Origin of the sequence: Lentzea flaviverrucosa (assembly GCF_003350445.1) — a bacterium.
In the GTDB taxonomy this organism is placed as follows: Bacteria; Actinomycetota; Actinomycetes; order Mycobacteriales; family Pseudonocardiaceae; genus Lentzea; species Lentzea californiensis.
The window spans coordinates 181,485-202,671 of sequence record NZ_QQAU01000014.1 but is presented as its reverse complement, the minus strand read 5'-3'; the positions used below and the strand labels follow the sequence as shown (position 1 = coordinate 202,671).

The 21,187-nt window shown below is 68.8% G+C and carries 24 protein-coding genes and 1 tRNA gene; 13 read left to right on the top strand and 12 right to left on the bottom strand.

Annotation, left to right across the window (positions count from 1 at the left end; translation table 11 throughout):
* The first annotated feature begins 71 nt into the window (after positions 1-71).
* The 3 genes from DFR72_RS34800 to DFR72_RS34790 are packed head-to-tail and all read left to right on the top strand — an operon-like array spanning position 72 to position 3,879.
* Complete coding sequence (locus tag DFR72_RS34800) at positions 72-1,478, top strand: gluconokinase (protein WP_090069766.1); 1,407 nt, start codon at positions 72-74, stop codon at positions 1,476-1,478.
* A gap of 38 nt (positions 1,479-1,516) precedes the next feature.
* Positions 1,517-2,707: an MFS transporter gene (locus tag DFR72_RS34795; protein WP_090069768.1), complete on the top strand. Its 1,191-nt coding sequence runs from the start codon at positions 1,517-1,519 to the stop codon at positions 2,705-2,707.
* Entirely contained in the window at positions 2,704-3,879 is a 1,176-nt protein-coding gene (locus tag DFR72_RS34790) for an MFS transporter (RefSeq protein ID WP_090069771.1), read from the top strand. The genes DFR72_RS34795 and DFR72_RS34790 overlap by 4 nt, the downstream gene beginning before the upstream one ends.
* Here DFR72_RS34790 and DFR72_RS34785 read toward each other — a convergent pair.
* The gene (locus DFR72_RS34785; protein WP_090069773.1) at positions 3,855-4,907 is read right to left on the bottom strand and encodes an alpha/beta hydrolase; all 1,053 of its coding nucleotides are present in this window, start codon (positions 4,905-4,907) and stop codon (positions 3,855-3,857) included. The two genes, DFR72_RS34790 and DFR72_RS34785, sit on opposite strands and share 25 nt — an antisense overlap.
* 65 nt (positions 4,908-4,972) lie before the next feature.
* On the opposite strand from DFR72_RS34785, the gene DFR72_RS34780 reads away from it, so the two are divergent.
* The 3 genes from DFR72_RS34780 to DFR72_RS34770 all read left to right on the top strand — a co-directional run bounded on the left by DFR72_RS34780 (position 4,973) and on the right by DFR72_RS34770 (position 6,541).
* Positions 4,973-5,545: an NADPH-dependent FMN reductase gene (locus tag DFR72_RS34780; RefSeq protein ID WP_030477613.1), complete on the top strand. Its 573-nt coding sequence runs from the start codon at positions 4,973-4,975 to the stop codon at positions 5,543-5,545.
* A gap of 81 nt (positions 5,546-5,626) precedes the next feature.
* Positions 5,627-6,049, top strand: a complete 423-nt coding sequence (locus tag DFR72_RS34775; RefSeq protein WP_090069775.1) for an organic hydroperoxide resistance protein — start codon at positions 5,627-5,629, stop codon at positions 6,047-6,049.
* A 15-nt stretch (positions 6,050-6,064) separates the two neighbouring features.
* Entirely contained in the window at positions 6,065-6,541 is a 477-nt protein-coding gene (locus DFR72_RS34770; RefSeq protein ID WP_090069777.1) for a Dps family protein, read from the top strand.
* Between the two features lie 99 nt (positions 6,542-6,640).
* Here DFR72_RS34770 and DFR72_RS34765 read toward each other — a convergent pair whose 3' ends face one another.
* From DFR72_RS34765 to DFR72_RS34760, 3 genes are all read right to left on the bottom strand, one after another.
* On the bottom strand, positions 6,641-7,594 hold the full coding sequence (locus tag DFR72_RS34765) for a BtrH N-terminal domain-containing protein (protein WP_090069779.1): 954 nt from the start codon (positions 7,592-7,594) through the stop codon (positions 6,641-6,643).
* A 155-nt stretch (positions 7,595-7,749) separates the two neighbouring features.
* The gene (locus DFR72_RS45915) at positions 7,750-7,914 is read right to left on the bottom strand and encodes a hypothetical protein (protein ID WP_170176539.1); all 165 of its coding nucleotides are present in this window, start codon (positions 7,912-7,914) and stop codon (positions 7,750-7,752) included.
* Between the two features lie 270 nt (positions 7,915-8,184).
* On the bottom strand, positions 8,185-9,999 hold the full coding sequence (locus DFR72_RS34760) for a prolyl oligopeptidase family serine peptidase (protein WP_245983752.1): 1,815 nt from the start codon (positions 9,997-9,999) through the stop codon (positions 8,185-8,187).
* Between the two features lie 218 nt (positions 10,000-10,217).
* Between DFR72_RS34760 and DFR72_RS34755 the strand changes: the two genes are divergently transcribed.
* Positions 10,218-10,697, top strand: a complete 480-nt coding sequence (locus tag DFR72_RS34755) for a GAF domain-containing protein (RefSeq protein ID WP_090069781.1) — start codon at positions 10,218-10,220, stop codon at positions 10,695-10,697.
* Positions 10,698-10,716: 19 nt separating this feature from the next.
* On the opposite strand, the gene DFR72_RS34750 is transcribed toward DFR72_RS34755, so the two are convergent.
* The 3 genes from DFR72_RS34750 to DFR72_RS34740 all read right to left on the bottom strand — a co-directional run bounded on the left by DFR72_RS34750 (position 10,717) and on the right by DFR72_RS34740 (position 12,479).
* Complete coding sequence (locus DFR72_RS34750) at positions 10,717-10,944, bottom strand: hypothetical protein (protein WP_143086885.1); 228 nt, start codon at positions 10,942-10,944, stop codon at positions 10,717-10,719.
* Positions 10,945-11,432: 488 nt separating this feature from the next.
* A tRNA-Pro gene (locus tag DFR72_RS34745) sits at positions 11,433-11,506 on the bottom strand.
* Positions 11,507-11,525: 19 nt separating this feature from the next.
* On the bottom strand, positions 11,526-12,479 hold the full coding sequence (locus DFR72_RS34740; RefSeq protein WP_170176538.1) for a metallophosphoesterase: 954 nt from the start codon (positions 12,477-12,479) through the stop codon (positions 11,526-11,528).
* 68 nt (positions 12,480-12,547) lie between these two features.
* Between DFR72_RS34740 and DFR72_RS34735 the strand changes: the two genes are divergently transcribed.
* A complete protein-coding gene (locus tag DFR72_RS34735) occupies positions 12,548-13,018 on the top strand; it encodes a GatB/YqeY domain-containing protein (protein WP_090069783.1) in 471 nt (156 codons plus the stop codon).
* A 43-nt stretch (positions 13,019-13,061) separates the two neighbouring features.
* On the opposite strand, the gene DFR72_RS34730 is transcribed toward DFR72_RS34735, so the two are convergent.
* Positions 13,062-13,778 carry a haloacid dehalogenase type II gene (locus DFR72_RS34730; protein ID WP_090069785.1) on the bottom strand — a complete coding sequence of 239 codons (717 nt, stop codon included), beginning with the start codon at positions 13,776-13,778 and terminating at the stop codon, positions 13,062-13,064.
* Between the two features lie 52 nt (positions 13,779-13,830).
* Between DFR72_RS34730 and DFR72_RS34725 the strand changes: the two genes are divergently transcribed.
* Positions 13,831-14,484 carry a GntR family transcriptional regulator gene (locus DFR72_RS34725; RefSeq protein WP_090069786.1) on the top strand — a complete coding sequence of 218 codons (654 nt, stop codon included), beginning with the start codon at positions 13,831-13,833 and terminating at the stop codon, positions 14,482-14,484.
* Here DFR72_RS34725 and DFR72_RS34720 read toward each other — a convergent pair whose 3' ends face one another.
* Positions 14,485-16,917, bottom strand: a complete 2,433-nt coding sequence (locus DFR72_RS34720) for a penicillin-binding protein (protein WP_090069788.1) — start codon at positions 16,915-16,917, stop codon at positions 14,485-14,487.
* Between the two features lie 237 nt (positions 16,918-17,154).
* On the opposite strand from DFR72_RS34720, the gene DFR72_RS34715 reads away from it, so the two are divergent.
* Positions 17,155-17,445, top strand: coding sequence for a WhiB family transcriptional regulator (locus DFR72_RS34715; protein ID WP_090069789.1), 291 nt, complete (start codon positions 17,155-17,157; stop codon positions 17,443-17,445).
* A 13-nt stretch (positions 17,446-17,458) separates the two neighbouring features.
* Here the strand turns inward: DFR72_RS34715 and bagB are convergent, their stop codons facing one another.
* Genes bagB through DFR72_RS34700 form a run of 3 tightly spaced genes read right to left on the bottom strand, consistent with a single transcriptional unit; the run spans position 17,459 to position 19,868 of the window.
* Positions 17,459-18,583, bottom strand: coding sequence for an ATPase BagB (gene bagB, locus DFR72_RS34710; protein ID WP_090069791.1), 1,125 nt, complete (start codon positions 18,581-18,583; stop codon positions 17,459-17,461).
* Positions 18,580-19,572: an ATPase BagA gene (gene bagA, locus DFR72_RS34705; RefSeq protein ID WP_090069793.1), complete on the bottom strand. Its 993-nt coding sequence runs from the start codon at positions 19,570-19,572 to the stop codon at positions 18,580-18,582. The genes bagB and bagA overlap by 4 nt, the downstream gene beginning before the upstream one ends.
* Positions 19,573-19,616: 44 nt before the next feature.
* Positions 19,617-19,868 (bottom strand): hypothetical protein, encoded by a 252-nt coding sequence (locus DFR72_RS34700; protein ID WP_090069795.1) that lies wholly within the window; start codon positions 19,866-19,868, stop codon positions 19,617-19,619.
* A gap of 68 nt (positions 19,869-19,936) precedes the next feature.
* On the opposite strand from DFR72_RS34700, the gene sp36 reads away from it, so the two are divergent.
* Genes sp36 through DFR72_RS34685 form a run of 3 tightly spaced genes read left to right on the top strand, consistent with a single transcriptional unit; the run spans position 19,937 to position 21,187 of the window.
* Positions 19,937-20,092 (top strand): Sp36 family protein, encoded by a 156-nt coding sequence (gene sp36, locus DFR72_RS34695; RefSeq protein ID WP_090069797.1) that lies wholly within the window; start codon positions 19,937-19,939, stop codon positions 20,090-20,092.
* Positions 20,089-20,544, top strand: coding sequence for a RidA family protein (locus DFR72_RS34690; RefSeq protein ID WP_090069799.1), 456 nt, complete (start codon positions 20,089-20,091; stop codon positions 20,542-20,544). Before sp36 ends, DFR72_RS34690 begins: the two co-directional genes overlap by 4 nt.
* A 40-nt stretch (positions 20,545-20,584) precedes the next feature.
* Entirely contained in the window at positions 20,585-21,187 is a 603-nt protein-coding gene (locus DFR72_RS34685; protein ID WP_090069801.1) for a hypothetical protein, read from the top strand.

The following is a 21,187-nucleotide window of genomic DNA, read 5'->3' as shown; positions in this document are numbered from 1 at the left end:
CTGGAGAAGAGCGGGGCCGCACCGGTGAACCGGGAGTGGTTCGTCCGGTATCCGCCGTCCTAGGGTGGGTCATGCTCGTTCTCGCGGTGGACCTCGGCACGACGGCGACCAAGGTCGTGGCGGTAGACGCACAGGCTCGGGTCGTCGCCTCGACCGAACGCGGCTATCCCATGCGCACCAGCGGTCTCGAAGCCACGCACGACCCGCGGCAGGTGCTCGACGCCGCGCTCGACGCCCTGCGCGAACTGGCGTCGGAGGACGTGCGGGCCATCGCGCTGACCGGCGCGATGCACTCGATCATGGGCCTGGACGCGGACCTGAGCCCGGTCACGGACGCCCTGAGCTGGGCCGACAACCGTGCGATCGAGCAGACCGAACGGCTGCGGGGCACCGAGGAAGGCCGTGCGCTGCACCAGGCGACCGGCGCGCCGATCCACTCGTTCACGCCGCTGATGAAGCTCGCCTGGTTCCACGAGAACGGCGTCCGCGCCGCGAAGTGGTGCGAGATCAAGGACTTCGTGCACCTGCACCTGACCGGCGCACTGATCAACGAGCACTCGTCCGGCTCCGGCACGGGCCTGATGAACGTCCACACGCTGCAGTGGCACGAGCCGTCGCTGGAGTTCGCCGGCGTCACCGCGGACCAGCTCCCGCCGCTGGTCGAGCCCACCCACTCGACACCGCTGACGGCCGTGATCCCCGGACTGCAGCCCGGCATCCCGGTGATCGTCGGCGGTGGCGACGGGCCGCTGGGCAACCTCGGCGTCGGCGCGGCCAGCCCCGGTGCGGGCGCGGTCTCGCTCGGCACGTCGGGCGCACTCCGCGTCGCGCAGCTCGGGCCAGGGGTCGACGACGAGGGCCGCACGTTCAGCTACGCCATCGGCGAGGGCCTCTGGGTTCGCGGCGGTGCGATCAGCAACGGTGGCGTGGTCGCCCAGTGGGCCGCGGAGACGTTCGGCATCCCGGTCGGCGACCTGCTCGCCCAGGCCGCCGACGTCGACTCCGACGGGCTCGTCGCGCTGCCGTACCTGCTGGGCGAACGGGCACCGTGGTGGGACCCGACCGCGCACGCGGCGTTGCTCGGCCTCCGGCGCGAACACACCCCTCAGCAGATCACCAAGGCACTGGTCGAAGGTGTGTGTCAGCAGCTGGCACTGGTGCTGGACGCGGTGCCGCACGTCGAGTCGTTGCGGATCACCGGCGGTGCGTTCCGCGCCCCGATCTGGGCCCAGACCCTGGCGAACACGCTCGGCATGCCGTTGCACCTCACCGAGGACACCGGCGGTTCGGCCGTGGGCGCGGCGTTGCTGGCATGGCGGGCGCTGGGTGAGATCGAGTCGCTGACCGTCGACCTCGTGCGGCCGACGCAGACGATCACGCCGGACGAGGGACTGGTCGAGAGGTACGCGAACGCACGGCCGTTCGTCGTGAAGGCCTACCGGGCATTGGAAGATCTGTACGGCGAATCACATCGTTAGCAAAGAAAACCTTTTGCCGTCCGGGTGAGGATGGCCGGGTGGACCTCGCCCCCTTCAAACACGTCCTGATGCTGCCCAGAGTCCGTCCGTTCGCACTGCTGATGTTCTTCGCGAGGATGCCTCCGGCGGCCACGGGCGTGGTCCTGACTCTGCACGTCGCGGTCACGCTGGACCGGGGTTACGGCGCGGCGGGACTGGTCGGCGCGGCCGGCACGATCGGCATGGGGCTGGGCGCCCCGCTGATGGGCAGGCTGATCGACTCGCGAGGTCTGCGGTCGATGCTGGGCGTGAGCGTCACGGCCTCGGCGGCGTTCTGGCTCACGGCGCCGCTGATGGGCTACTGGACGTTGCTGGTGACGTCGTTCCTGGTCGGGCTGCTCGGCGTGCCGATGATGTCGATCGGGCGGCAGGTCATCACCGCCCTCGTGCCGGAGGGCCGCCGCCGGATCGCGCTGTCCGTCGACTCGATCTCGGTCGAGCTGTCGTTCATGGGCGGGCCCGCGCTCGGCGTGTTCGTCGCGACGAAGTTCTCCACGAACGCGGCGCTGTGGTTCATCGGCGTCTCGATCCTCATCGCCGGAGTGCTCCTGTACTGGGCGAACCCGCCGATGGTGCACGAGGACGAGGTCGTCGACGGCCCGCAGCCCCGCGTGCTCGAGTGGATGCGCGGACGGATCGTCGGCGTGCTGGTCGTGTGCGCCGGGGCGACGGTGTGCCTCGTGGGCATGGAGGTCTCGGCGATCGCCTCGCTGGAGCACATCGGCAAGCAGAGCTGGCTCGGCGCGGTGTTCTTCGCGATGTGCGCGGCGTCGATCGTGGGCGGCCTGGTCTACGGCGGCGTGAAGAGGGTGCCGAGCGTGCTGGTGCTGCTCGTCCTGATGGCCGCTCTGGAGATCCCGGTGGGCCTGGGCGATGGCAACGTGCTGCTGCTATGCCTGCTCCTCGTGCCGATGAACCTCATGTGCGCGCCGTTGATCGCGGCCTCCGGCGAACACATCAGCAGGCTCGCGCCGCCCACCGCCCGTGGCCTGGCACTCGGCCTGCAGGGGTCGGCGTTCACCGTCGGCAGCGCGATCGGCGCACCGATCGCCGGCGTCGCGATCGACCGCGGGGGAGCACCGGCCGGGTTCGCGATCGTCGGCGTGATCGGGCTGCTGGTCGCGGGCGTCGCCTGGTTGCTCTCGCGGCAGAACAAACCCGTTGCCAGCCAGGTGACGATGTCCTCGTGAACCTCGCCCCGTTCAAGTCGGTCCTGGCGCTGCCGGGGGTTCGTCCCCTGATGCTGCTGATGCTGTTCGCCAGGATCCCCCCGACGGCGGCGGGCGTCACGGTCACGCTGCACGTCGTCACCACGCTCGACAAGGGCTACGCGGCGGCCGGCACGGTCGGCTTCGCGACCATGATCGGCCTCGCCCTCGGGTCGCCGTTGATGGGCAAGCTGGTCGACATCAAGGGTCTGCGGTTCGTGCTGGCACTGAGCCTGCTCGAAGGCGCCTTCTGGGTGACGGCGCCGCTGATGGACTACTACGTGCTGCTCGTGCTCGCGTTCGCCAACGGGCTCGTGGCCGTGCCGGTGATGTCGATCGGACGGCAGGCGCTCACCGCGATCGTGCCCGAACCGCAGCGCAGGCCCGCGTTCTCACTCGACTCGATCTCGGTCGAGCTGTCGTTCATGGTCGGGCCCGCCGCGGGTGTGCTGATCGCGACGAAGTACTCGACCGGGACGGCGCTGGTCGTGATCGGCATCGCGATCCTGACCGCGAGCGCGGTGCTGTTCCTCGTGAACCCGGTGCTGCTGCACGAGGACGACGTGACCGAGGGCCCGCCGCCTCCGTTGCGGCAGTGGCTGCGCGGGCCGATGATCGCCGCGTTGATCATCCCGTTCGGCGCCACGATGGTGCTGTCCGGCATGGAGATCTCGGCGATCGCCTCGCTGGAGCGCTCAGGTCAGCAGAGCTGGCTCGGCCTGGTCTTCGTGGTGATGTGCGCGGCGTCGGCCTTCGGCGGGCTCTTCTACGGCACCCTCAAACGGGTACCGACCGGCGTGTTCCTGCTGGCGTGCATGGCTTTGCTGGAGATACCCGTCGGCCTCGGCGACGGCCACGTCTGGCTGCTGGCGCTCGCGTTGATCCCGATGAACCTCGCCTGCGCGCCGACGATCACGGCGTCGTCCGAGCTGATCGCCAAGAACGCGCCACCCACGGCCCGCGGGCTCGCGCTGGGATTGCAGGGTTCCGCGTTCACGTTCGGCGTCGCCGCCGGTCAGCCGCTCGCGGGGATCGCTGTCGATCACAGCGGACCCCCGCTCGGCTTCGTCGTCGCGGGCGTGGCCGGACTGCTGGTCGCCGGCGTCGGCTGGGCGTTGTCGCGCCAGCGTCAGGCGGTCTCCTCCACGTCCTGAGCGGAGTTGGCCAGCGCGAAACCGGTCCGGAGCGCACCGACGGCCTCGGACACGGCCTCGCGGAAGATCCCGCCGACGCCGAGCACGTTCGCGAAGCCGTGGAACAGGCCCTCGTGCCGGCGCAGCACGACCGGCACGCCCTCGGCGGCCAGGCGTTCCGCGAAGGCCTCGCCCTCGTCGCGCAACGGGTCGTAGCCCGCGGTCGCGATGTAGGTCGGCGGCAGGTTCGACAGGTCCTCGGCCAGCATGATCGACAGCCGCGGGTCGTGCCGGTCCTTGCTCTCGGCGGTGTACTGGTCGAGGAACCAGTCCATCTTCTCGTCGGTCAGGAAGAACCCGTTGCCGAAGATCTCCCGCGACCGGCGGCGCACCGACGCGTCCACGCCGGGGTAGAGGAGCAGCAGGAACGCGAGGTCGACCTCGGCGCTATGGGCCGTGACGGCGGCCAGGTTGCCGCCCGCGCTGTCACCGCCGAGAGCGATCCGCCTGGGGTCGATGCCCAGGTCCTCCGCCTTCGCGACGGCGTAGCGCAGCACCTCGGCGGCGTCGTCGGCCGCGGCCGGGAACGGGGCCTCCGGAGCGAGCCGGTAGTCGGCCGCGAGCACCCGGATGCCCGCCTCCCTCGCGAGGAAGCGGCAGAGGTTGTCGTGGCTCTCCAGGCTGCCGGTCACCCAGCCGCCACCGTGGTAGAAGATCAACAACGAGGAGCCTGCCGCCAGGCCGTCCGGCGTGTAGAGGCGCCCGGCGAACTCCCCGATCGTGAGGTCGCGCGACCCCACTCCGGTGATCTTCGGACCGGAGACGAGCTTCGAACTCAACTCCAGGTCCAGTCGGCTCTCGGATGCTGTCCTCGTGCGCCACTCCGTCCCGGTCAGCTGCTGGAGCCTGAGCAGCAGCTGCGCCTCGGGGTGCAGGTCCTGGCCGTCCAGACGGACCGGGGCGCCGGCGATGAGGCGGCGCACAGGGCCGGGAAGACCGAACGCGAAGCGCAGAGCACCGGCCATCACGGCCGCCTGGAAGTTCGACATGTGGTGCAGGTTACTCGCGAGTAGTGCTGGATCTCCAGGTAGCTGGAGGTGGAAGGATCGTTGTCATGACGGTGACGGTGGTGGGCATCGGCGGCTCGATCAGGTCCGACTCGCAGTCCGAACGGGCACTGCGGGTCGCTCTGGAGGGCGCCCGTGAGCTCGGTGCGCGGACGATCCAGTACAGCGGCCCCGAGCTGGTGCTCCCGTTCTACGACCCGTCGGTGCCGGACCGCACGGACGTCGCCCTCCGCATGGTCGAGGACCTGCGCCGCTGCGACGGCGTGATCGTCGTGTCACCCGGCTACCACGGCACCGTGTCCGGCCTGGTCAAGAACGCCCTCGACTACATCGAGGACCTCCGCGACGACGACCGCCCGTACCTCGACGGCCGCGCCGTCGGCACCATCACCGCCGCCTACGGCTGGCAGGCCGCGGTGAACACGCTGGCGGCGGTTCGCTCGATCGTGCACGCCCTGCGCGGCTGGCCGACGCCGCTGGGCTCCGCGATCAACTCCGCCCAGGTCAAGTTCGACGGCGACGGCGCCTGCTCGGACGCCGACGTCGACCGCAACCTGCGGATGATCGGCCGTCAGGTCGCCGAGTTCGCGCTGCGCCGCCCCATCTCCGACGTGAACTGAGTCACCACCGGGCATTTAAGTCGCGCGCGATGCGTTCTCCCAGGGTGAAAGGCTTTGACCACTGACTCAAGGGAGAGCGGAATGGAAGCGCTGTACACGGCTGAGGCGACTGCTTACGGCGAAGGCCGCAACGGCGAGGTTCGCTCCTCCGACGGTGTGATCGACGAAGTGCTGTCGGTCCCGAAGGAGATGGGCGGCCCCGGCGGTGACGCGACCAACCCCGAGCAGCTCTTCGCAGCCGGTTACTCGGCGTGCTTCAACTCCGCTATCGCAGCAGTCGCGCGCGCAGGGAAGATTCAGGTCGCTTCTTCTGAGGTAACCGCCAAGGTGGGGATCGGCTCCAACGGCACCGGCGGCTTCCAACTGGCCGTCGAGCTCGCGGTGAAGATCCCCGGACTCGACCAGGCGGTCGCGGAAAAGCTCATCGAGCAGGCCCACCAGGTCTGCCCGTACTCGAACGCGACGCGCGGCAACATCGAGGTGGCGCTCACCGTCACCGTCTAGGAGGCGCGTTTCACCATGGCCAAGAACCCGATCACCAGCCCGCTCGCCGACGCCGACCGCGACGCCGTCGGAGCCATCCTGCAGGCGACCCTGGTCGACCTCGTCGACCTCTCCCTGATCGGGAAGCAGGCGCACTGGAACGTGATCGGCAAGAACTTCCGCAGCGTCCACCTCCAGCTCGACGAACTGGTCGTCCTCGCCCGCAACGCGGCCGACCAGGTAGCCGAACGAGCGGCCGCTCTCGGCGTCACGCCGAACGGCACGGCGAAGACCGTCGCCGCGTCGTCCGGCGTGTCCGAGATCGAGACCGGCTGGCTGAAGGAGGAGCAGGTCGTCACGTCGATCACGGCTTCACTGGCGTCACTGATCACCCGCATGCGCTCCCGCATCGACGAGACGGACAAGCCCGACCTCGTCACCCAGGACCTGCTGATCGGCATCACGCAGGAGCTGGAGCAGGCGCACTGGATGTGGCAGGCCCAGGCGGCCTAGCCCGTCAGCCCGGCCAGGCCGAGCCTGTCAGCCCGACACCAGGTGGGCTTGTCAGCCCGACACCAGGTGGGCTTGTCAGCTCGACACCAGGCGAGCTTGTCAGCTCGACATCAGCCGACGGATGGCCCGTTCCTCGATGGAACGGGCCTCGTCCACTTTCCGGGCCAGTTCGTCGTAGTGGCCACCCCCGGCGATCTCCGACCAGAGCCTGCCGGACTCCCGGAACTCCTGCGCGCCAGGAAGCCCGACCTCCGCCAGGAACTCCGCGTACAGCGGCCGCGAGGCACCCGGCGCCGTGTACTCGACCTCCAGGCAGTCGTGCAGCCGCTGCTGCGGCAACGCGGGATCGCCGGCCCACCGCTGAGCCCAGCCCTTCTTCCCCTTGTCGCGCAACTGCTCCGCGAACTTGTGCATGCCGGAGAAGCCGAAGTTCACGTCGAAGTTGTTGCCCAGCACCGGCCCGGTCAGGTGCTCGCACGTCATCCGCACGGCCGCGGCGACGCCCGGCTCACCCCGGCGCTCACCGATGCTGATCATCTCGTGCCTGCCCTGCCCCCAGATCGCCATGAACTCGGCGAGCGGCTGCTGGTGCGTGCCTTTGTCGTGCACGGTGACGGTGTCGCCATCTGTGCCCAGCACCCCGACCGGGTGTTTCTCCTTGCCCAGCAGACAGATCACCGGCTCGTCAGCCGACCGCAGCTGCTGCTCGGCCTTGCGCGCGGAGGTGGTGCTGGTGACCTCGTGCGCGATGCCGGCATGCATGAGCGCGGTGGGGATGAACGGCGCGGGATGGTGCCGCGCGACGATCGTCATCGTGGGCGCGTGCCCCTTGTACTCGAACACGAAGTACATGAACCCGATGCCGCCGGCGAGCCCGGCCAGCATCGCCTCGGACCACTCGTCGTCGAGCACCTCCCGCAGCAGCCAGGAGTCGTGCATCTGCCCGGTGGGCCGCGCGTCTTTCAGCACGTGCCTGCGCGCGGTGGTGTAGGACTCGCCGGTGCGCTCCATCCGGGCGCGAACCAGGCGCTTGAACGACTTCTGCTCGGTCATGGCGTGCCTCTCGCGGACGCGCAACAGCCGTTTCCCACGCCTGGCTCTGCTCGTCCGGACTCAGCTCGCGGTGCACACGACATACACGACCGACCGGCGCCGGGAGGACATGCGTCCCCTTTGCCTCCGCGACGCCGGTCAGCGTGGGTGACCGATCAGGAGGTGAGGCGCTCGGCGGCGCCGTCACCCATCCTACGGCGCGGCGAGCTGTTGTACGGGGCGACGAGCTGTCCAGCGTGGCCGTGCCGCCGTGCCGCCGAGCCGTTGTACCGCCGAGCCGCCGTGGTGCCGACCGCCGTGCTGCCGACCGCCGTGCCCACCGCTCCCCGCGCGATTCCTCATGACGCAACGCGCGATCCCCGGATTTGGTTCCCGCTCTGTCCACAGGCTACCGAAGTTCAGATAACCGCAGGTCAACCGAACGGCAGCCTGTGGACAACTCGCGATCATGAACTACCGGCGACAAACCTCCGGCACCGAACTACCGGCGACCTACCCGGCGACCGCTACCCGGCGACCGCTACCCGGCGACCGCTACCCGGCGACCGCTACCCGGCGACCAGCTACCCGGCCATGAACCCGGCCGCGAACTACTTCGCCGCCAGGTGCCGCCGAGCGAAGTCCACCTCGGCCGCCGTCTGCCGGATCGTCTCGGCGACGACCAGCGAGCCGTGGCCCGCGTCGTAGCGGTACATCTCGTAGGTGTGGCCGCGCGCGGCGAGGGCGTCGAGGTAGTTGTCGATCTGCCGGATCGGGCAGCGGGGGTCGTTCTCGCCGGCGAGGATCAGCACCGGCGCGGTGACCTGGTCGACGTACGTGAGCGGCGAGCACTCCTCGTACAGCTCGGGCAGCTCTTCCGGGGAGCCGCCGAACAGTGCGCGGTCGAAGGCGCGCAGCGGTTCCATCTCGTCCTCGTAGGCGGCGAGGTAGTCCGCTACGGGGACGCCCGCGACGCCGACCGCCCAGCGGTCCGGCTGGGTGCCGATGCCCAGCAGTGTCAGGTAGCCGCCCCACGAGGCGCCGTTGAGCACCGAGCGGTCAGGGTCGGTGAGGCCTGACTCGACCGCCCAGTCGTGGACGGCGGCGATGTCCTCGAGTTCGGTGATGCCCGGCCTGCCCTCGATGGCGTCGCGCCACTTCGAGCCGTAGCCGCTGGAGCCGCGGTAGTTCACGTGCACGGTGGCGAAGCCGGCGTCTAGCCACACCGCGCGGTAGGCCGAGAAGCGGTCCTCGTCGGAGGAGTGCGGGCCGCCGTGGATCAGGAAGACGGTCGGGAACGGGCCCTCGCCCTCGGGCTTCGAGACGAGTGCGTGCACGTCGCCGACGAAGACGTCTTCCAGCTTGTGCGACGTCGCGGGCTTGGCGCCGACTGGCTCGACCAGCACGCGCTCGGTGCCGTCGGTGGCCAGCGCGCGGATGACCGTGGACTTCTCGGCGGACGACCAGGAGTACTCGATCGTGCCGTCCGGCCGCACGCCCGCCGAGCCGATCACGCCCGGTGCGGTGTCCAGAGTGGACAGCTCGCCGGTCGCGAGGTCGTAGCGGTGCACGGTGTTGCGGGCGTGGTGCGTGTGCACGACCAGCAGCGCGGACGCGTCCGGGTACCAGTCCGCGGCGACCTCGCCCGGCAGGTCGAGGACGATCTCCTGCTCGGTGCCGGCGGCGACGTCCCAGATCAGCAGTTCCTCGCGGCCGCGGCGCTCGTGCAGCACCAGCAGTCGCTGGTCGCCGCGCACCGGGCTGAACGAGATGGCGTCGAGGCCCTTGCCCTTGCCGTCCCACTTCTCGGCGATCGTCTCGCCGTTCTCCGCGTTCAGCGCGCGCAGCGCCATGTGCCGGTTGTCGCCGTGCTCGGAGTGCGCGATCACGACGATCGACTCGTCCTTGGCCAGCGCGGTGACGCCGGCGTCGTTCACGTGCTGGTAGATCACCTCGCTGCGGCCGTCGCGCGTCAGCCAGACCGTGGTGCCGTCGTCCGTCGACGCGGCCACGGCCGTGACGGTGCGGCCGATCTCCAGACCCGCCGGGTAGCCGGCCGTCACGTCCGCGACCGCGGGTTCGGCCTTGCTGCCGTCGGCCTTGAACGGCTCGCGGACCCAGACGCCGAACTCGTCGCCGTCGTGGTCGTCGAACCACCAGATCTCGGTGCCGTCCGGGTTCAGCGTGGCGTGCGACGTGCCGTTCGGGCGGTCGGTGACCTTGCGGTGCTCGTCCGTCGCGCGGTCCCAGGCGTAGATCTCCCACACGCCACTGGCGTTGGAGACGTACAGGGTGCGGTCCGGAGCGTCGTCGGCCCAGCCGGGCAGGCTCATCCGGGGAGCGGTGAACCGCTCACGCCACCGGGTCTCGGCGGCCGGGTCCTCGAAGAGCTGTTCCGGGATGTCGGGAGAAGGGTGCGTGGTCACGGTTCAACACTAGAGTCAGAGGCTGCTTCTGGGGGATGGCAGACGACTCGACCCGCGAAGTGGGGCCGCCACCACACTGCCCGGTCGCCGCAGCGGTGGATTGTTGCGAAGCGCCGGCAATGTTCGTCACAAGGTGACATGCCGCGGAACTGCCGCTGATTAGTTGAATCGAAACAGGAAATCTAGGTGTGCGGATCGGCGGGAGTTAACGTGGACGCATGTCCGACACGATGGAGCGCCTCGCCGGAGCTGCGACGTTGGAGGAAGTGCAGCGGATCGTCCGCACGACGGCCAGGTACTCGCTGGCAGCGCACGGTGCGACGCTGGTGCTGCTCGACGACGATCTTTGTTACTACGCTGACGAGGACTCGATGAGCCCGTTGTGGAAGGGCCAGCGCTTCCCCGCCGTGAACTGCATCAGCGGCTGGGCGATGTTGAATCGTCAGACCGTCGCGATCAGGGACATCCGCTTCGATTCGAGGATTCCTCAGGAAGCGTATCGACCGACCTTTGTCCGGAGCCTGGTGATGGCTCCGATCCTGCGCCCGGAAGCGATCGGCGCCATCGGCTGCTACTGGGCCGTCCCGCACACCGCGACCCCGGCCGAGACCGAGACGCTGGAGTCGCTCGCGCTGGCCGCGGGCGAGGCGCTGGACCGGTTCCCGGAAGGCCTGCCCGCACGGGGCTTCATCAGCTGAGTCAGGGCACGCGCCGAGCCTATTTGCGGCCGAGTTCCTCGTCGAAGATCTGGTCGACCTTCCGCGAGGCTCGCGACAGCGCCCTGATCGCGACGAAGACCACGATGAAGCCGACGGCCACCACGGCCGTCACCCAGGCTGAAGTGAGCATGAAAACGATCCCCAGGGACTGCAGCACCACAATTGCCTTGGCCGCAATGACGATCCAGGACCTGTGAGACGGATTGGCGGTGGAGGCGGAGTCCATCACAAACATCTCCCGACATATTCAACGATGGCTGAACCACTGCCTTCGTCGTTTGGATCAAGACAGCCGTTACGCAACGTGAGTTGAACCGTCAACCTTCACTCTTAAGGGCTAACGCTACGTGCGCGTTTCGTAAGGTTTGATGCAGAACGATGGCGCTGTGTCATGCAAGAACGGTCCCGTCTGCGGCTGCGCGTGTCGAGACACGTCACACGATCGGGTGGTCTATCGGGAACGTTGATGTCCTTTTCCGTGATCGAAAAGGACCTTCGACCCTGGGTCGCGAGGACCTTGTGAGGTGATCCAGTCAGACAAAAGCTGAGACGAATTCACGACTGAAGGGAATCGTCGACGCCGGCCGCCCGAGCGCCACCGCAGTCCCCGCCGGACCGCCACGGCGGTCTGACCGATCTCCGCGAGAAACGGCTGTAAAAACAAATCAGCCCCTGTCCGCATTTCTGCGACAGAGGCTGATCTGTGTTATTCAATCGGGGTGACAGGATTTGAACCTGCGACCTCTTCGTCCCGAACGAAGCGCGCTACCAAGCTGCGCCACACCCCGGCTGGGAACATGTAGAACTCTACATCATGTCCGCGCCAGCTCCGAATCGGACCCCCTCATTCCGCCCTTGACCAGGCGTAACGGGCCGCGGAACCAGGGTCAGCAGGGATGCCTCCGGAGGGCAGCAGAAGCGCACCGGCGCGTAAGGCGAAGTGCCCATGCCGGCGGACACGTTCATCCACATGTGCGAACCCCAGCGCGAAACACCGCGAGCTCGGCCCCGGTCCAGTTCGCAGTTCGTCACAACGGCGCCGTAGAACGGGATGCGCAACTGGCCGCCGTGGGTGTGGCCGGCCATCACGAAGTCGTAGCCGTCGGCCGCGAACGGGTCCAGGACGCGCGGTTCGGGCGAGTGCGTGACGCCCAGCCTCAGGGCCGCGGACGGGTCCGGGGTGCCGGCGATGTCGGCGTAGCGGTCGCGCTTGAGGTGCGGGTCGTCGAGGCCCGCGCAGAAGATGGCCTGGCCGTTCACCATGATGGTCTTGCGCAGGTGCGTGAGGTCTTCCCAGCCCCGCTCGATCATGCCTGCGCGCAGGTCGCGCCACGGGAGCGTCACGCCGTGGATGCGCTTGGTCTTGGAGGACGGCAGCAGGTAGCGCACCGGGTTCTTGAGCCTGGGCGCGTAGTAGTCGTTGCTGCCGAACACGAAGACGCCCGGCTTGTCGAGCAGCGGGCCGAGCGCGCGCAGGGTGCCGGGGACGGCGTCCTTGTGCGCGAGGTTGTCGCCCGTGTTGACCACGAAGTCCGGGTTCAGGTCGGCCAGCGCGGCGACCCAGCGCTGCTTCGACACCTGGTTCGGCGTCATGTGCAGGTCCGAGATGTGCAGCACGCGGATCGGCTTGGCGCCGGGGGACAGGACCGGCACCGTGGCGGTGCGCAGGGTCCAGTGCCTTCTCTCGATTCCCGCCGCGTACGCGACGGTCGCGGCGCCGAGAGCGGTCGTGGCGAGGAGGGCGCGGCCCAGCTTGTTCACGCGTCAAGGGTACGGAAGGGCGGTAACTCGATCGGCGCGGCATCCGGCGGGCGGTACCGTTCTGCGTCATGGCGGACTTGAAGACGCGGCTGAAGAACGATCTGACTGTCGCGATGAAGGCACGGGAGACCGTCACGGCCGGTGCGCTGCGGATGGCGCTCACGGCCGTCACGAACGAGGAGGTCTCGGGCAAGACGGCCCGTGAGCTCAGTGACGACGAGGTCGTGAAGGTCCTCTCGCGCGAGGCGAAGAAGCGCAAGGAGGCCGCGGAGGCCTTCGACGGTGCCGGCCGGGCCGAGAAGGCCGAGCTGGAGCGCCAGGAGCTCGCCGTGCTGGAGACCTACCTCCCCAAGCAGCTCGACGACGCCGAGCTGGCGTCCATTGTGGACAAGGCGTTCGACGCCGTGTCCGCGCAGCTCGGCGAGGCGCCGGGGCAGAAGCAGATGGGCCAGGTCATGAAGGCCGTCAACGCCGAGGTCGCCGGGCGCGCCGAGGGTGGCCGGGTGGCCGCCGCGGTGAAGGCCAAGCTGGCCGGCTGACACGAGTGTGCCGCAGCGGCTGTGACCGCTGCGGCACAACAATTCAGAACGCCTTGTCGACCGCGTCCGCGAACTCGCCCATCGACCCGAACTCCAGGTCGTAGCTGTAGTCCTCGGACGGCTCGGGCGTCGCGCCCCACCCCGGCCGGTCGTGCCGCCGGTTGATCCACACGGACCGCAGCCCCTCGCGCTTGGCCGGCACGTGGTCGTGGAACAGGCTTTGCGCCACGTGCAGCAGCTCCGAACGCTCCACCCCCAACGAGGCGAGCGTGGTGTCGAGTGCGCGGAAGTGGTTCTCGGCGGGCTTGTACGCGCCGACGTCCTCCGCGGTGATGATCGCCGCGAAGTCCCCGCGCAGCTGCCGGTCGCTCCCGGCGAACCCCTCGCGGTGCACGTTGGACAGAATGATCAACTTGTAACGGGAGGCCAGGCGCGCCAACGCGTCCGCGGAGTCGGGGAACGCCGGCCAGTCCGGCACCGAGTCACCCAGCCGGCGCGCCCACTCGTCGCTCACCTCGCACCCGAGGCCGGAGCCCATGAGCCGGAAGGCCGACGCCAGCAGGTCCGGGTACAGCGCGGACGGAGTCGCCGCCTGCGCGGCCGCCTCCTGTTTGCCATAGGCGAGCAGGAGCTCCTCGTCGGACAGCGACAGCCCCTGTTCGCGTGCCCACGGTGACAGCACCGCGGCGATCCCGGTCTCCCAGTCGATGAGCGTGCCGTAGCAGTCGAAGCTGAGCGCCTTGAACGTCGTCAGATCCATGACCCAAACTGTAGTACAGTTCAACTGTAGGGCAACTCGGTAAACTGGCCACATGTCAGCCCTCGACGGCCTCGAAGTGCGCCGCACCACCACGGCCCAGCAACTCGCCGACGGCCTCTCCGAACGGATCATGGCCGGTGCCTTCGGCCCTGGTGACAGGCTCAGGGAGAGCGCGATCGCGGCCGAGCTGGGTGTCGCGCGCAACACCATCCGCGAGGCCGTCCGCATCCTGGAGCTGACCGGCCTGGTCCGCTACGAGGTCAACCGCGGCGCCGTCGTCATCGCCCCGACGCCGGAGAAGATCGAGGCGCTCTACACCGCCCGCGAGCGCCTGGAAACGGCGGCGGTGCTCCGCACGCCCCGCCCCGAGCAGCTCGAAGCGATCACCAGGGCGTTCGACGAGATCACCGAGGCCGCCGCCGAGGGCGACACGGGCCGGATCGTCGATCGCGACCTGGCCTTCCACCAGGCGATCGTGGCGCTGCTCGACAGCACGAGGCTGGACGAGTTCTTCGCGGCGATGACCAAGGAGCTGCGCTTCTACCTCATGGTGCTCTCGAAGTCCGAGACGCCGGAGGAGGTCGTGGCGCAGCACCGGGTCATCCTCGACGCGATCCGGCTCGGCGACCACGACAGGGCGGTCGCCGAGATCCGGGCGCACATCGACGTGAGCGTGGAGCAGCTCGAGCAGCTGCTCCGCCGGTGACTACCTGGGCTCCGGTTCGGTCGGCAGCGTGATCGGTGGCGGCTCGTTCGGGTTGCCGGGGCTGGGCGGTGGCTGGGCCGGTGGCTCCGACGCGACCGGCGGCGGCACGTACCCCGAGCTCACCGACAGCGTGATCACCGTGCCGCGCAAGGCGTTGCCGCGCGGCGACTGGCTGACGACCGTGCCCTTCGGCTGCTCGGAGTTCACCGACTGCTGGCTCACCTTGTACCCGGCCTGGTCGAGGATCCGCGTGGCGTCGTTGATCTGCTTTCCCACCACGTCGGGCACCTGGATCTCGCGGCCGCCCTTGAGGTAGCGCTGCTCGACCTGCGGCAACGCCGAGGCGGGCATCGAGCCGTGCACCTTCGTCATCGTCTCGAACCACGTCTTGGCCGGGATCGTGCCGCCGAAGATGTTGCCGTTGCCGCACAACCGGGGTGCGGCGCCGATGCAGATCGGACGCGGGTTGGTGCCGTCGTTGAACGTCTGCACGGCGCCCGCGAAGTCCGGGGTCGCGCCGATGAACGCCGCCGACTTGTACTCCTCGGTGGTGCCCGTCTTGGCGATCATCGGGCGGGTCCACTTGGCGGCACGGGCGGCGGCCGCGGCGGTGCCGTTGCCGGTGTCGTCCTTGCTCATGCCGACCGCGAGGCCGTTCGCCAGACCCTCGGCGACGACCTGCTCGCACGGGGCCTCGTTGACCGGAACGCCCTTGCCGTTGCGGTCCAGCACCTTCGCGATCGGTGTGGGCGGGCACCACTTGCCGCCGCTCACGATGGTCGCGGCGACGTTCGCGAGCTCCAGGGTGGAGACCGGGGCGGGCGAGAGCGTGAACGACGCGTTGCCGCCGTTCTGCTTGTAGAACTCCGTCTGCGAGATGCGGTTCTGCTTGTCCTTGGCCTTCGGGTCGGGCCTGGTGCCCTGCAGGTTCGTCGCCATCGTCTCGCGCATGCCCAGGCGCGAGGCCATGTCGACGACCGGGTCCATGCCCGTCTGCTCCTCGAGGATCACGAAGCCGGTGTTCGGCGACGTCGCGAGGGCCTGCTGCAGCGTCATCGAGGACGGGTACTTCGAGTCGAAGTTCGACAGGCAGTACCAGCGCGTGCCGGGCTCACCGGTGCTCGGGCAGCGCTGGGCGCCACCCTTGAAGACCCTGGAGGTGTGCGACGTCGGCGTCGGGATGACGTTCTCGATGCCGAGCCCCTTCTCCAGCGCCGCCGCGGCCGTGAAGACCTTGTAGATCGAGCCGGCGCCGAACTTGTTCTCCACGCCGCTGGGCAGGTCGTACGTGGTCTGGCGCAGGTCGGACTTCAGGCCGTAGTCGCGGTTCGCGACCAGCGCGAGCACGTCGTGGCGCTCCTTGCCGGGCTTCACGATCGCCATCGTGTTCGCGATGCCCTCGGTGCCCTTGGCGACGCCCGCCTCCGCCGCGGCCTTCGCCTGCGAGGTGGCCGCTCTGTCCAATGTGGTCTGAATGGTGTAACCGCCGGTGCGCAGCTGTTCCTCGCTGAAACCCGCGCGTTGCAAGTAGTTCACGACGTAAGAGCAGAAGAAACCGTTTTCCGGACCGGCACCGACACAACCGTTCGGCGGGGTGCGCACCGGAGTCGCGAGACCCAGGCCTTCCTTCTTCGCCGCCTCACCCGCGTCGCGCGACAGCTTGTCGTTCTCGACCATCCTGTCGATCACTTTGTTGCGACGGTCCAAAGCTTTGTCCGGATACGCTTCGGGGTCGAGTGCTGACGGGCTGTTCACCATTCCGGCGAGCATCGCAGCTTGTGGAACGGTCAACTTGTCGGGAGTCGTGCCGAAGTAAGCCTGCGCCGCCGCCGCGATGCCGTAAATGGTCGAACCAAAAGGAACGACGTTCAGGTACCGGGCGAGGATCTCCTCCTTGCCGAGCTTGCGCTCCAGCTGCAACGAGATCCGCGCCTCGCGCATCTTGCGCGCGATGGTCTGCTCCTGGGCCTTGGCCTGCTCCAGCTTGTTGTTCCGCGCCACGACGTGGACCAGGTAGTTCTTGACGTACTGCTGGGTCAGCGTCGACGCGCCCTGCGACACCGAGCCGCTGACCTGGTTCGTCAGGCCGGCGCGGATGGTGCCCTTCCAGTCGACGCCCTGGTGCTCGTAGAACCGGCGGTCCTCGACCGAGATCAGCGCCGCCTTCATGGTCGGCGAGATCTTCTCGGGAGGTGTCAGGACTCTGTACTGGTCGAACAGGTAGGCGATCGGGGCCCCGTCCTTGTCCGTGACCGTGGTGATCAACGGAGGATCCGTCGTCACCAGGTCGGCCGAGATGCTGTCCACCGTGTCGCTGGCTCTGTTCGAGACGAGACCTGTCGCACCCACGACTGGGAACAGCATGCCGGCGAGGAGAACCCCAGCCAGCAGGCACAGGCCGAGCATCTTGAGCACGCCATTCCTGACTCGCACGCGGGCCAGCGTACGCCGTACACGAACGGGTGAAGGTGATCAGTAAGTGCCGTTACTCAGCATGAGTAGACATACGCAAGACAGGTAACAGTCGGGTGACCCAGGCTTGGAGAGGGAACCGAACGGCACTACAGTCCGTCAACGTCCAAGGAATGCAGCCGTGGCTCGAACGCTACGGCATCCGTGGCAGGGGTGTGGCGGATTTCCACATTTGGACAGCACTGAGGAGTGGGGGATATGAACCAGGGGGATTGGCGTATCAACGCTTCGTGCCGTGACGAAGAGCCGGATCAGCTCTTCGTCCGAGGTGCGGAGCAGCGCAAGGCGAAGCTCGTGTGCCTGGGTTGCCCGGTGCGCATGGAATGCCTGGCCGAAGCGCTGGACAACAAGATCGAGTTCGGGGTCTGGGGAGGCATGACCGAGCGCGAACGCCGTGCTCTGCTGCGCCGCCGTCCGGACGTCGACTCGTGGCACGAACTGCTCGACAACGCGCGTCAAGAGCACGTCGAGGACACGAGGGTCAGTTAGGCGCTGTCGGCGTCTACTCGCCGGCCAGCCGGCGACCTATCTCCCGTAGGCCGTCGAGGTCGTGCACGTCCGCGGGCAACGCGGGCACGCCGACCAGCGAAACGCCGGGGTGAGCACGCGTGAACCGGGCCAGCAGCCGCTTCTCACGATCGGCGACTGCCACCCGGTCCGCGTGCAGCCGGAGCACTGCCGCGGCGAGCGGCGCGTCACCGGAGCGGTCGAGTTCGTCCGCTGCGGCGACCGCCTTCGCCGCGGGCAGGCCGGTCGCGAGCACGGGGTGCGTCCTGTTCGCGACGAGCCCGCACAACGGCATGTTCTCGGCGCTGAGCCGCTCCACGAAATAGCTGGCCTCGCGCAACGCGTCGGGCTCCGCCGCCGCCACCACCACGAAACCGGTTCCGGGCGACCGGAGCAGTTCGTACGTGCGCTGGGCGCGCTCGCGGAATCCTCCGAACATGCTGTCGAAAGCCTGAACGAAGGTTGACGCGTCCTGCAACAGCTGGCCGCCGACGATGGTCGACACGGCGCGCGTGAAAAGGCTGAAACCGGTTCCAACGATCTTGAGAAGGCCGCGGCCGCTCGCCCGTGCCGGAGCGGACAGCATCCGGATGAACCTGCCGTCGAGCACCGTCGACAACCGCTGCGGCGCGTCCAGGAAGTCGAGCGCCGACCGGCTCGGCGGGGTGTCGACGATGATCAGGTCCCACTCGTCCTGCGCCACCAGCTGGCCCAGCTTCTCCATCGCCATGTACTCCTGCGTGCCGGAGAACGACGAGGAAATGGTCTGGTAGAAGGGGTTCGACAGGATCTGGTCGGCCCGGTCGCGGCCCGCGTGGGTCAGCACCATGTCGTCGAACGTGCGACGCATGTCGAGCATCATCGCGAACAGCTCGCCCTTGGGCTCGAAGCCGTCCACGACGACCTCGCGCGGGTGGTTGTCCAGCTCCCGCAGACCCAGCGACTGCGCCAGGCGCCGGGCCGGGTCGATCGTCAGCACGACCACGCGCCTGCCGCGTTCGGCCGCGCGCAACCCCAGCGCCGCCGCGGTCGTCGTCTTGCCCACACCGCCGGAGCCGCAGCACACGAGGACGCGTGTCCCCAGGTCGTCCAGGAGCGGGTCGAACTCGAGCTTGTTCATCGGACTCCTGCCGCGACCAGTGTCTCGGCCAGCTCGTACAGCGCGGCCACGTCCACGCCGTCCGTCAGGTCCGGCAGCTCCAGCGTCGGCAGGTCCGACTCGCCGAGCAGTTCCTTGGCCTCTTGTTGTGACTGCACCCGGATGGCGTGCTCCACCGTCTCGTCCACCAAACCTTCGACCGTGAACTCGTCGAGGTCGAGCCCGGCGGTCTGCAGCCCCGCGCGCACCCGTGACTCGTCGAGCCGACCCTCGGCGGCGACCGGCAGCGACCGCGCGGGCAGCCGGACCGGCTGGACCCGGTTCACCAGCACCGCGCCCGGACGCAGGTCGGCGCCGTCCAGGTCGGCGACGGCGTCCAGGGTCTCGCGCACCGGCATCTCCTCCAGCAGCGCCACCAGGTGCACCGCCGTGTCGCCGGAGTGCAGCAGCCGCACGACGCCCTCGCTCTGCCCCTTGATCGGCCCGACCTTGGCGAGGTCGGCCATGGCCTTGGTGACGTCGAGGAACTTGACCACGCGCCCGGTGGGCGGCGCGTCCAGCACGACGGCGTCGTAGAGGTGGCGGCCGTCCGGCCCGGTGCGGTTCACGCACTCCTTGACCTTGCCGGTCAGCAGGACGTCGCGCAGGCCGGGGGCGAGAGTGGTCGCGAACTCGATCGCGCCCATCTTGCGCAGCGTCCGGCCCGCGAAGCCGAGGTTGTAGAACATCGCCAGGTACTCGAGGAGCGCGGCCTCCGCGTCGACCGCGAGCGCGTGCACCTCACCGCCGCCCGGCGCGGACGCGATCCGTTCCTCGGAGTAGGGCAGCGGGGCCCGGTCGAAGAGCTGGGCGATGCCCTGCCTGCCCTCGACCTCGACCAGCAGCACCCGGCGCCCGCCGGTGGCCAGCGCGAGCGCGAGCGCGGCCGCCACCGTCGTCTTGCCCGTGCCGCCCTTGCCGGAGACCACGTGCAGACGGGCTCGGGTCAGCTCCTCGGTCCACGACGTCACACGTCCAGACTATGTGTGAAATCGGTCGAACGTGGACCGGTCGGTCAATCGACCATGGTGAGGAAGAGAACGGCCATGGCGGTGGCGGCGACCAAGGCCCAGGCCACGACCGACGGCAGCCACAGCGCGATGCTGGCCGTGATGACGACCACGACCACGAGTCCGATCAGTCCGGCCTGGACGACCGCGACGCGCTGGCTGTGCTTGCGGTCACGCACCTGCGCCATGGCGACGAGCACCAGGACCAGCCCACCCACCGCGAACAGGCCGGTGGCGATGATCCGCCAGGTCTCCATGTGATCAAGGTAGCTCCAACCTCGCCGACCGGGCAGGCCCCGCTCGGGTGGCAAGTTAGGCTCCGAGCATGACGAAGTGGGAGTACGCGACCGTGCCGTTGTTGATCCACGCAACGAAGCAGATCCTCGACCAGTGGGGTGACGACGGCTGGGAGCTGGTCACGGTGCTGACGAACCCGACGGGTGAGCAGCACGTCGCGTACCTGAAGCGGGTGAAGGCGTGACCACCTGGAGCAACCGCCTCAAGGAGCTCGGCATCGAGCTGCCCGGCGTCGCCGCGCCGCTGGCCGCCTACGTGCCCGCCACGCAGAGCGGCTCGTGGGTGTTCACGTCCGGCCAGCTGCCGTTCGTCGACGGCAAGCTGCCCGCCACCGGCAAGGTCGGCGCCGATGTCTCCCCGGAGGAGGCCAAGCAGTACTCCGCGACGTGCATCCTCAACGCTCTCGCGGCCGTGCACGCGCTCGTGGGGATTGACTCGATCAAGCGAGTCGTGAAAGTTGTCGGGTTCGTGGCCTCCGCCGAGGGCTTCACCGGTCAGCCGGGTGTCATCAACGGCGCCTCCGAGCTGCTCGGCGAGATCTTCGGTGACGAGGGCAAGCACGCCCGCTCCGCCGTGGGCGTGGCCGAGCTGCCGATCGGCGCTCCGGTGGAGATCGAACTGATCGTCGAGGTCTGAGTTCCCGGTTCGAGTTACGGGTTCTGCTGAAGGGTGTGACATGTCGGACACGTGCCACGAACTGCTGCTGCGGCTCGCCGGGCGCCTCCCGGACGAGCTGCTGTGGCGGTACCGGGACTGGGCCGCATCGGACGCGTACGCGGTGCTCGCGCGGTCGTTGCCGCGCACCCTTCTGCACGGACGCATCCCTCTGACCGATCACGAACTGCGCCTTTTGCAGGACGCGCTGGTGCCCTACGGGGCGGAACCCGGTGCGCTCAGTTCGGTCACAGGACTGGACGAACTGCCCGCCACCGACTACACCTTTTCCCCGGAATCACCCGATCGGGTGCCGATGGGTGATTCCGCGACCGTCGTTCTCGGTGCCACGCTGCGAGGCCGGCACGGGGTCGGTGAGGTTCGCTCCTGCTGGCGCATCGGTCCCTCCGGGATCAACCGCGTCCTGCTGGTGGCGGCCACGACCGGCCACGCCCGGCTGACCGGTGAGTTGCAGCGCGTTCTGCGGGCGTTGGGCGAGCACGACCCGTGCGTAGAGGTCATGTCGTCCGGAATGGACCTTCCGCCCTATCACCGGGCGGCGTTGGCCGCATCCGAGCTGGTGTGCGCCGGCGCCGAGTCCGATGAGCACCTGGTGCTCAGCTAA

Bases quoted from the DNA above. Each gene is read 5' to 3' on its own strand.
- DFR72_RS34800 (WP_090069766.1), top strand. From the start codon at position 72: ATGCTCGTTCTCGCGGTGGACCTCGGCACGACGGCGACCAAGGTCGTG.
- DFR72_RS34785 (WP_090069773.1), bottom strand. From the start codon at position 4,907: ATGTCGAACTTCCAGGCGGCCGTGATGGCCGGTGCTCTGCGCTTCGCG.
- DFR72_RS34780 (WP_030477613.1), top strand. From the start codon at position 4,973: ATGACGGTGACGGTGGTGGGCATCGGCGGCTCGATCAGGTCCGACTCG.
- DFR72_RS34775 (WP_090069775.1), top strand. From the start codon at position 5,627: ATGGAAGCGCTGTACACGGCTGAGGCGACTGCTTACGGCGAAGGCCGC.
- DFR72_RS34770 (WP_090069777.1), top strand. From the start codon at position 6,065: ATGGCCAAGAACCCGATCACCAGCCCGCTCGCCGACGCCGACCGCGAC.
- DFR72_RS34765 (WP_090069779.1), bottom strand. From the start codon at position 7,594: ATGACCGAGCAGAAGTCGTTCAAGCGCCTGGTTCGCGCCCGGATGGAG.
- DFR72_RS34755 (WP_090069781.1), top strand. From the start codon at position 10,218: ATGTCCGACACGATGGAGCGCCTCGCCGGAGCTGCGACGTTGGAGGAA.
- DFR72_RS34750 (WP_143086885.1), bottom strand. From the start codon at position 10,944: ATGGACTCCGCCTCCACCGCCAATCCGTCTCACAGGTCCTGGATCGTC.
- DFR72_RS34735 (WP_090069783.1), top strand. From the start codon at position 12,548: ATGGCGGACTTGAAGACGCGGCTGAAGAACGATCTGACTGTCGCGATG.
- DFR72_RS34730 (WP_090069785.1), bottom strand. From the start codon at position 13,778: ATGGATCTGACGACGTTCAAGGCGCTCAGCTTCGACTGCTACGGCACG.
- DFR72_RS34725 (WP_090069786.1), top strand. From the start codon at position 13,831: ATGTCAGCCCTCGACGGCCTCGAAGTGCGCCGCACCACCACGGCCCAG.
- DFR72_RS34715 (WP_090069789.1), top strand. From the start codon at position 17,155: ATGAACCAGGGGGATTGGCGTATCAACGCTTCGTGCCGTGACGAAGAG.
- bagB (WP_090069791.1), bottom strand. From the start codon at position 18,583: ATGAACAAGCTCGAGTTCGACCCGCTCCTGGACGACCTGGGGACACGC.
- DFR72_RS34700 (WP_090069795.1), bottom strand. From the start codon at position 19,868: ATGGAGACCTGGCGGATCATCGCCACCGGCCTGTTCGCGGTGGGTGGG.
- sp36 (WP_090069797.1), top strand. From the start codon at position 19,937: ATGACGAAGTGGGAGTACGCGACCGTGCCGTTGTTGATCCACGCAACG.
- DFR72_RS34685 (WP_090069801.1), top strand. From the start codon at position 20,585: ATGTCGGACACGTGCCACGAACTGCTGCTGCGGCTCGCCGGGCGCCTC.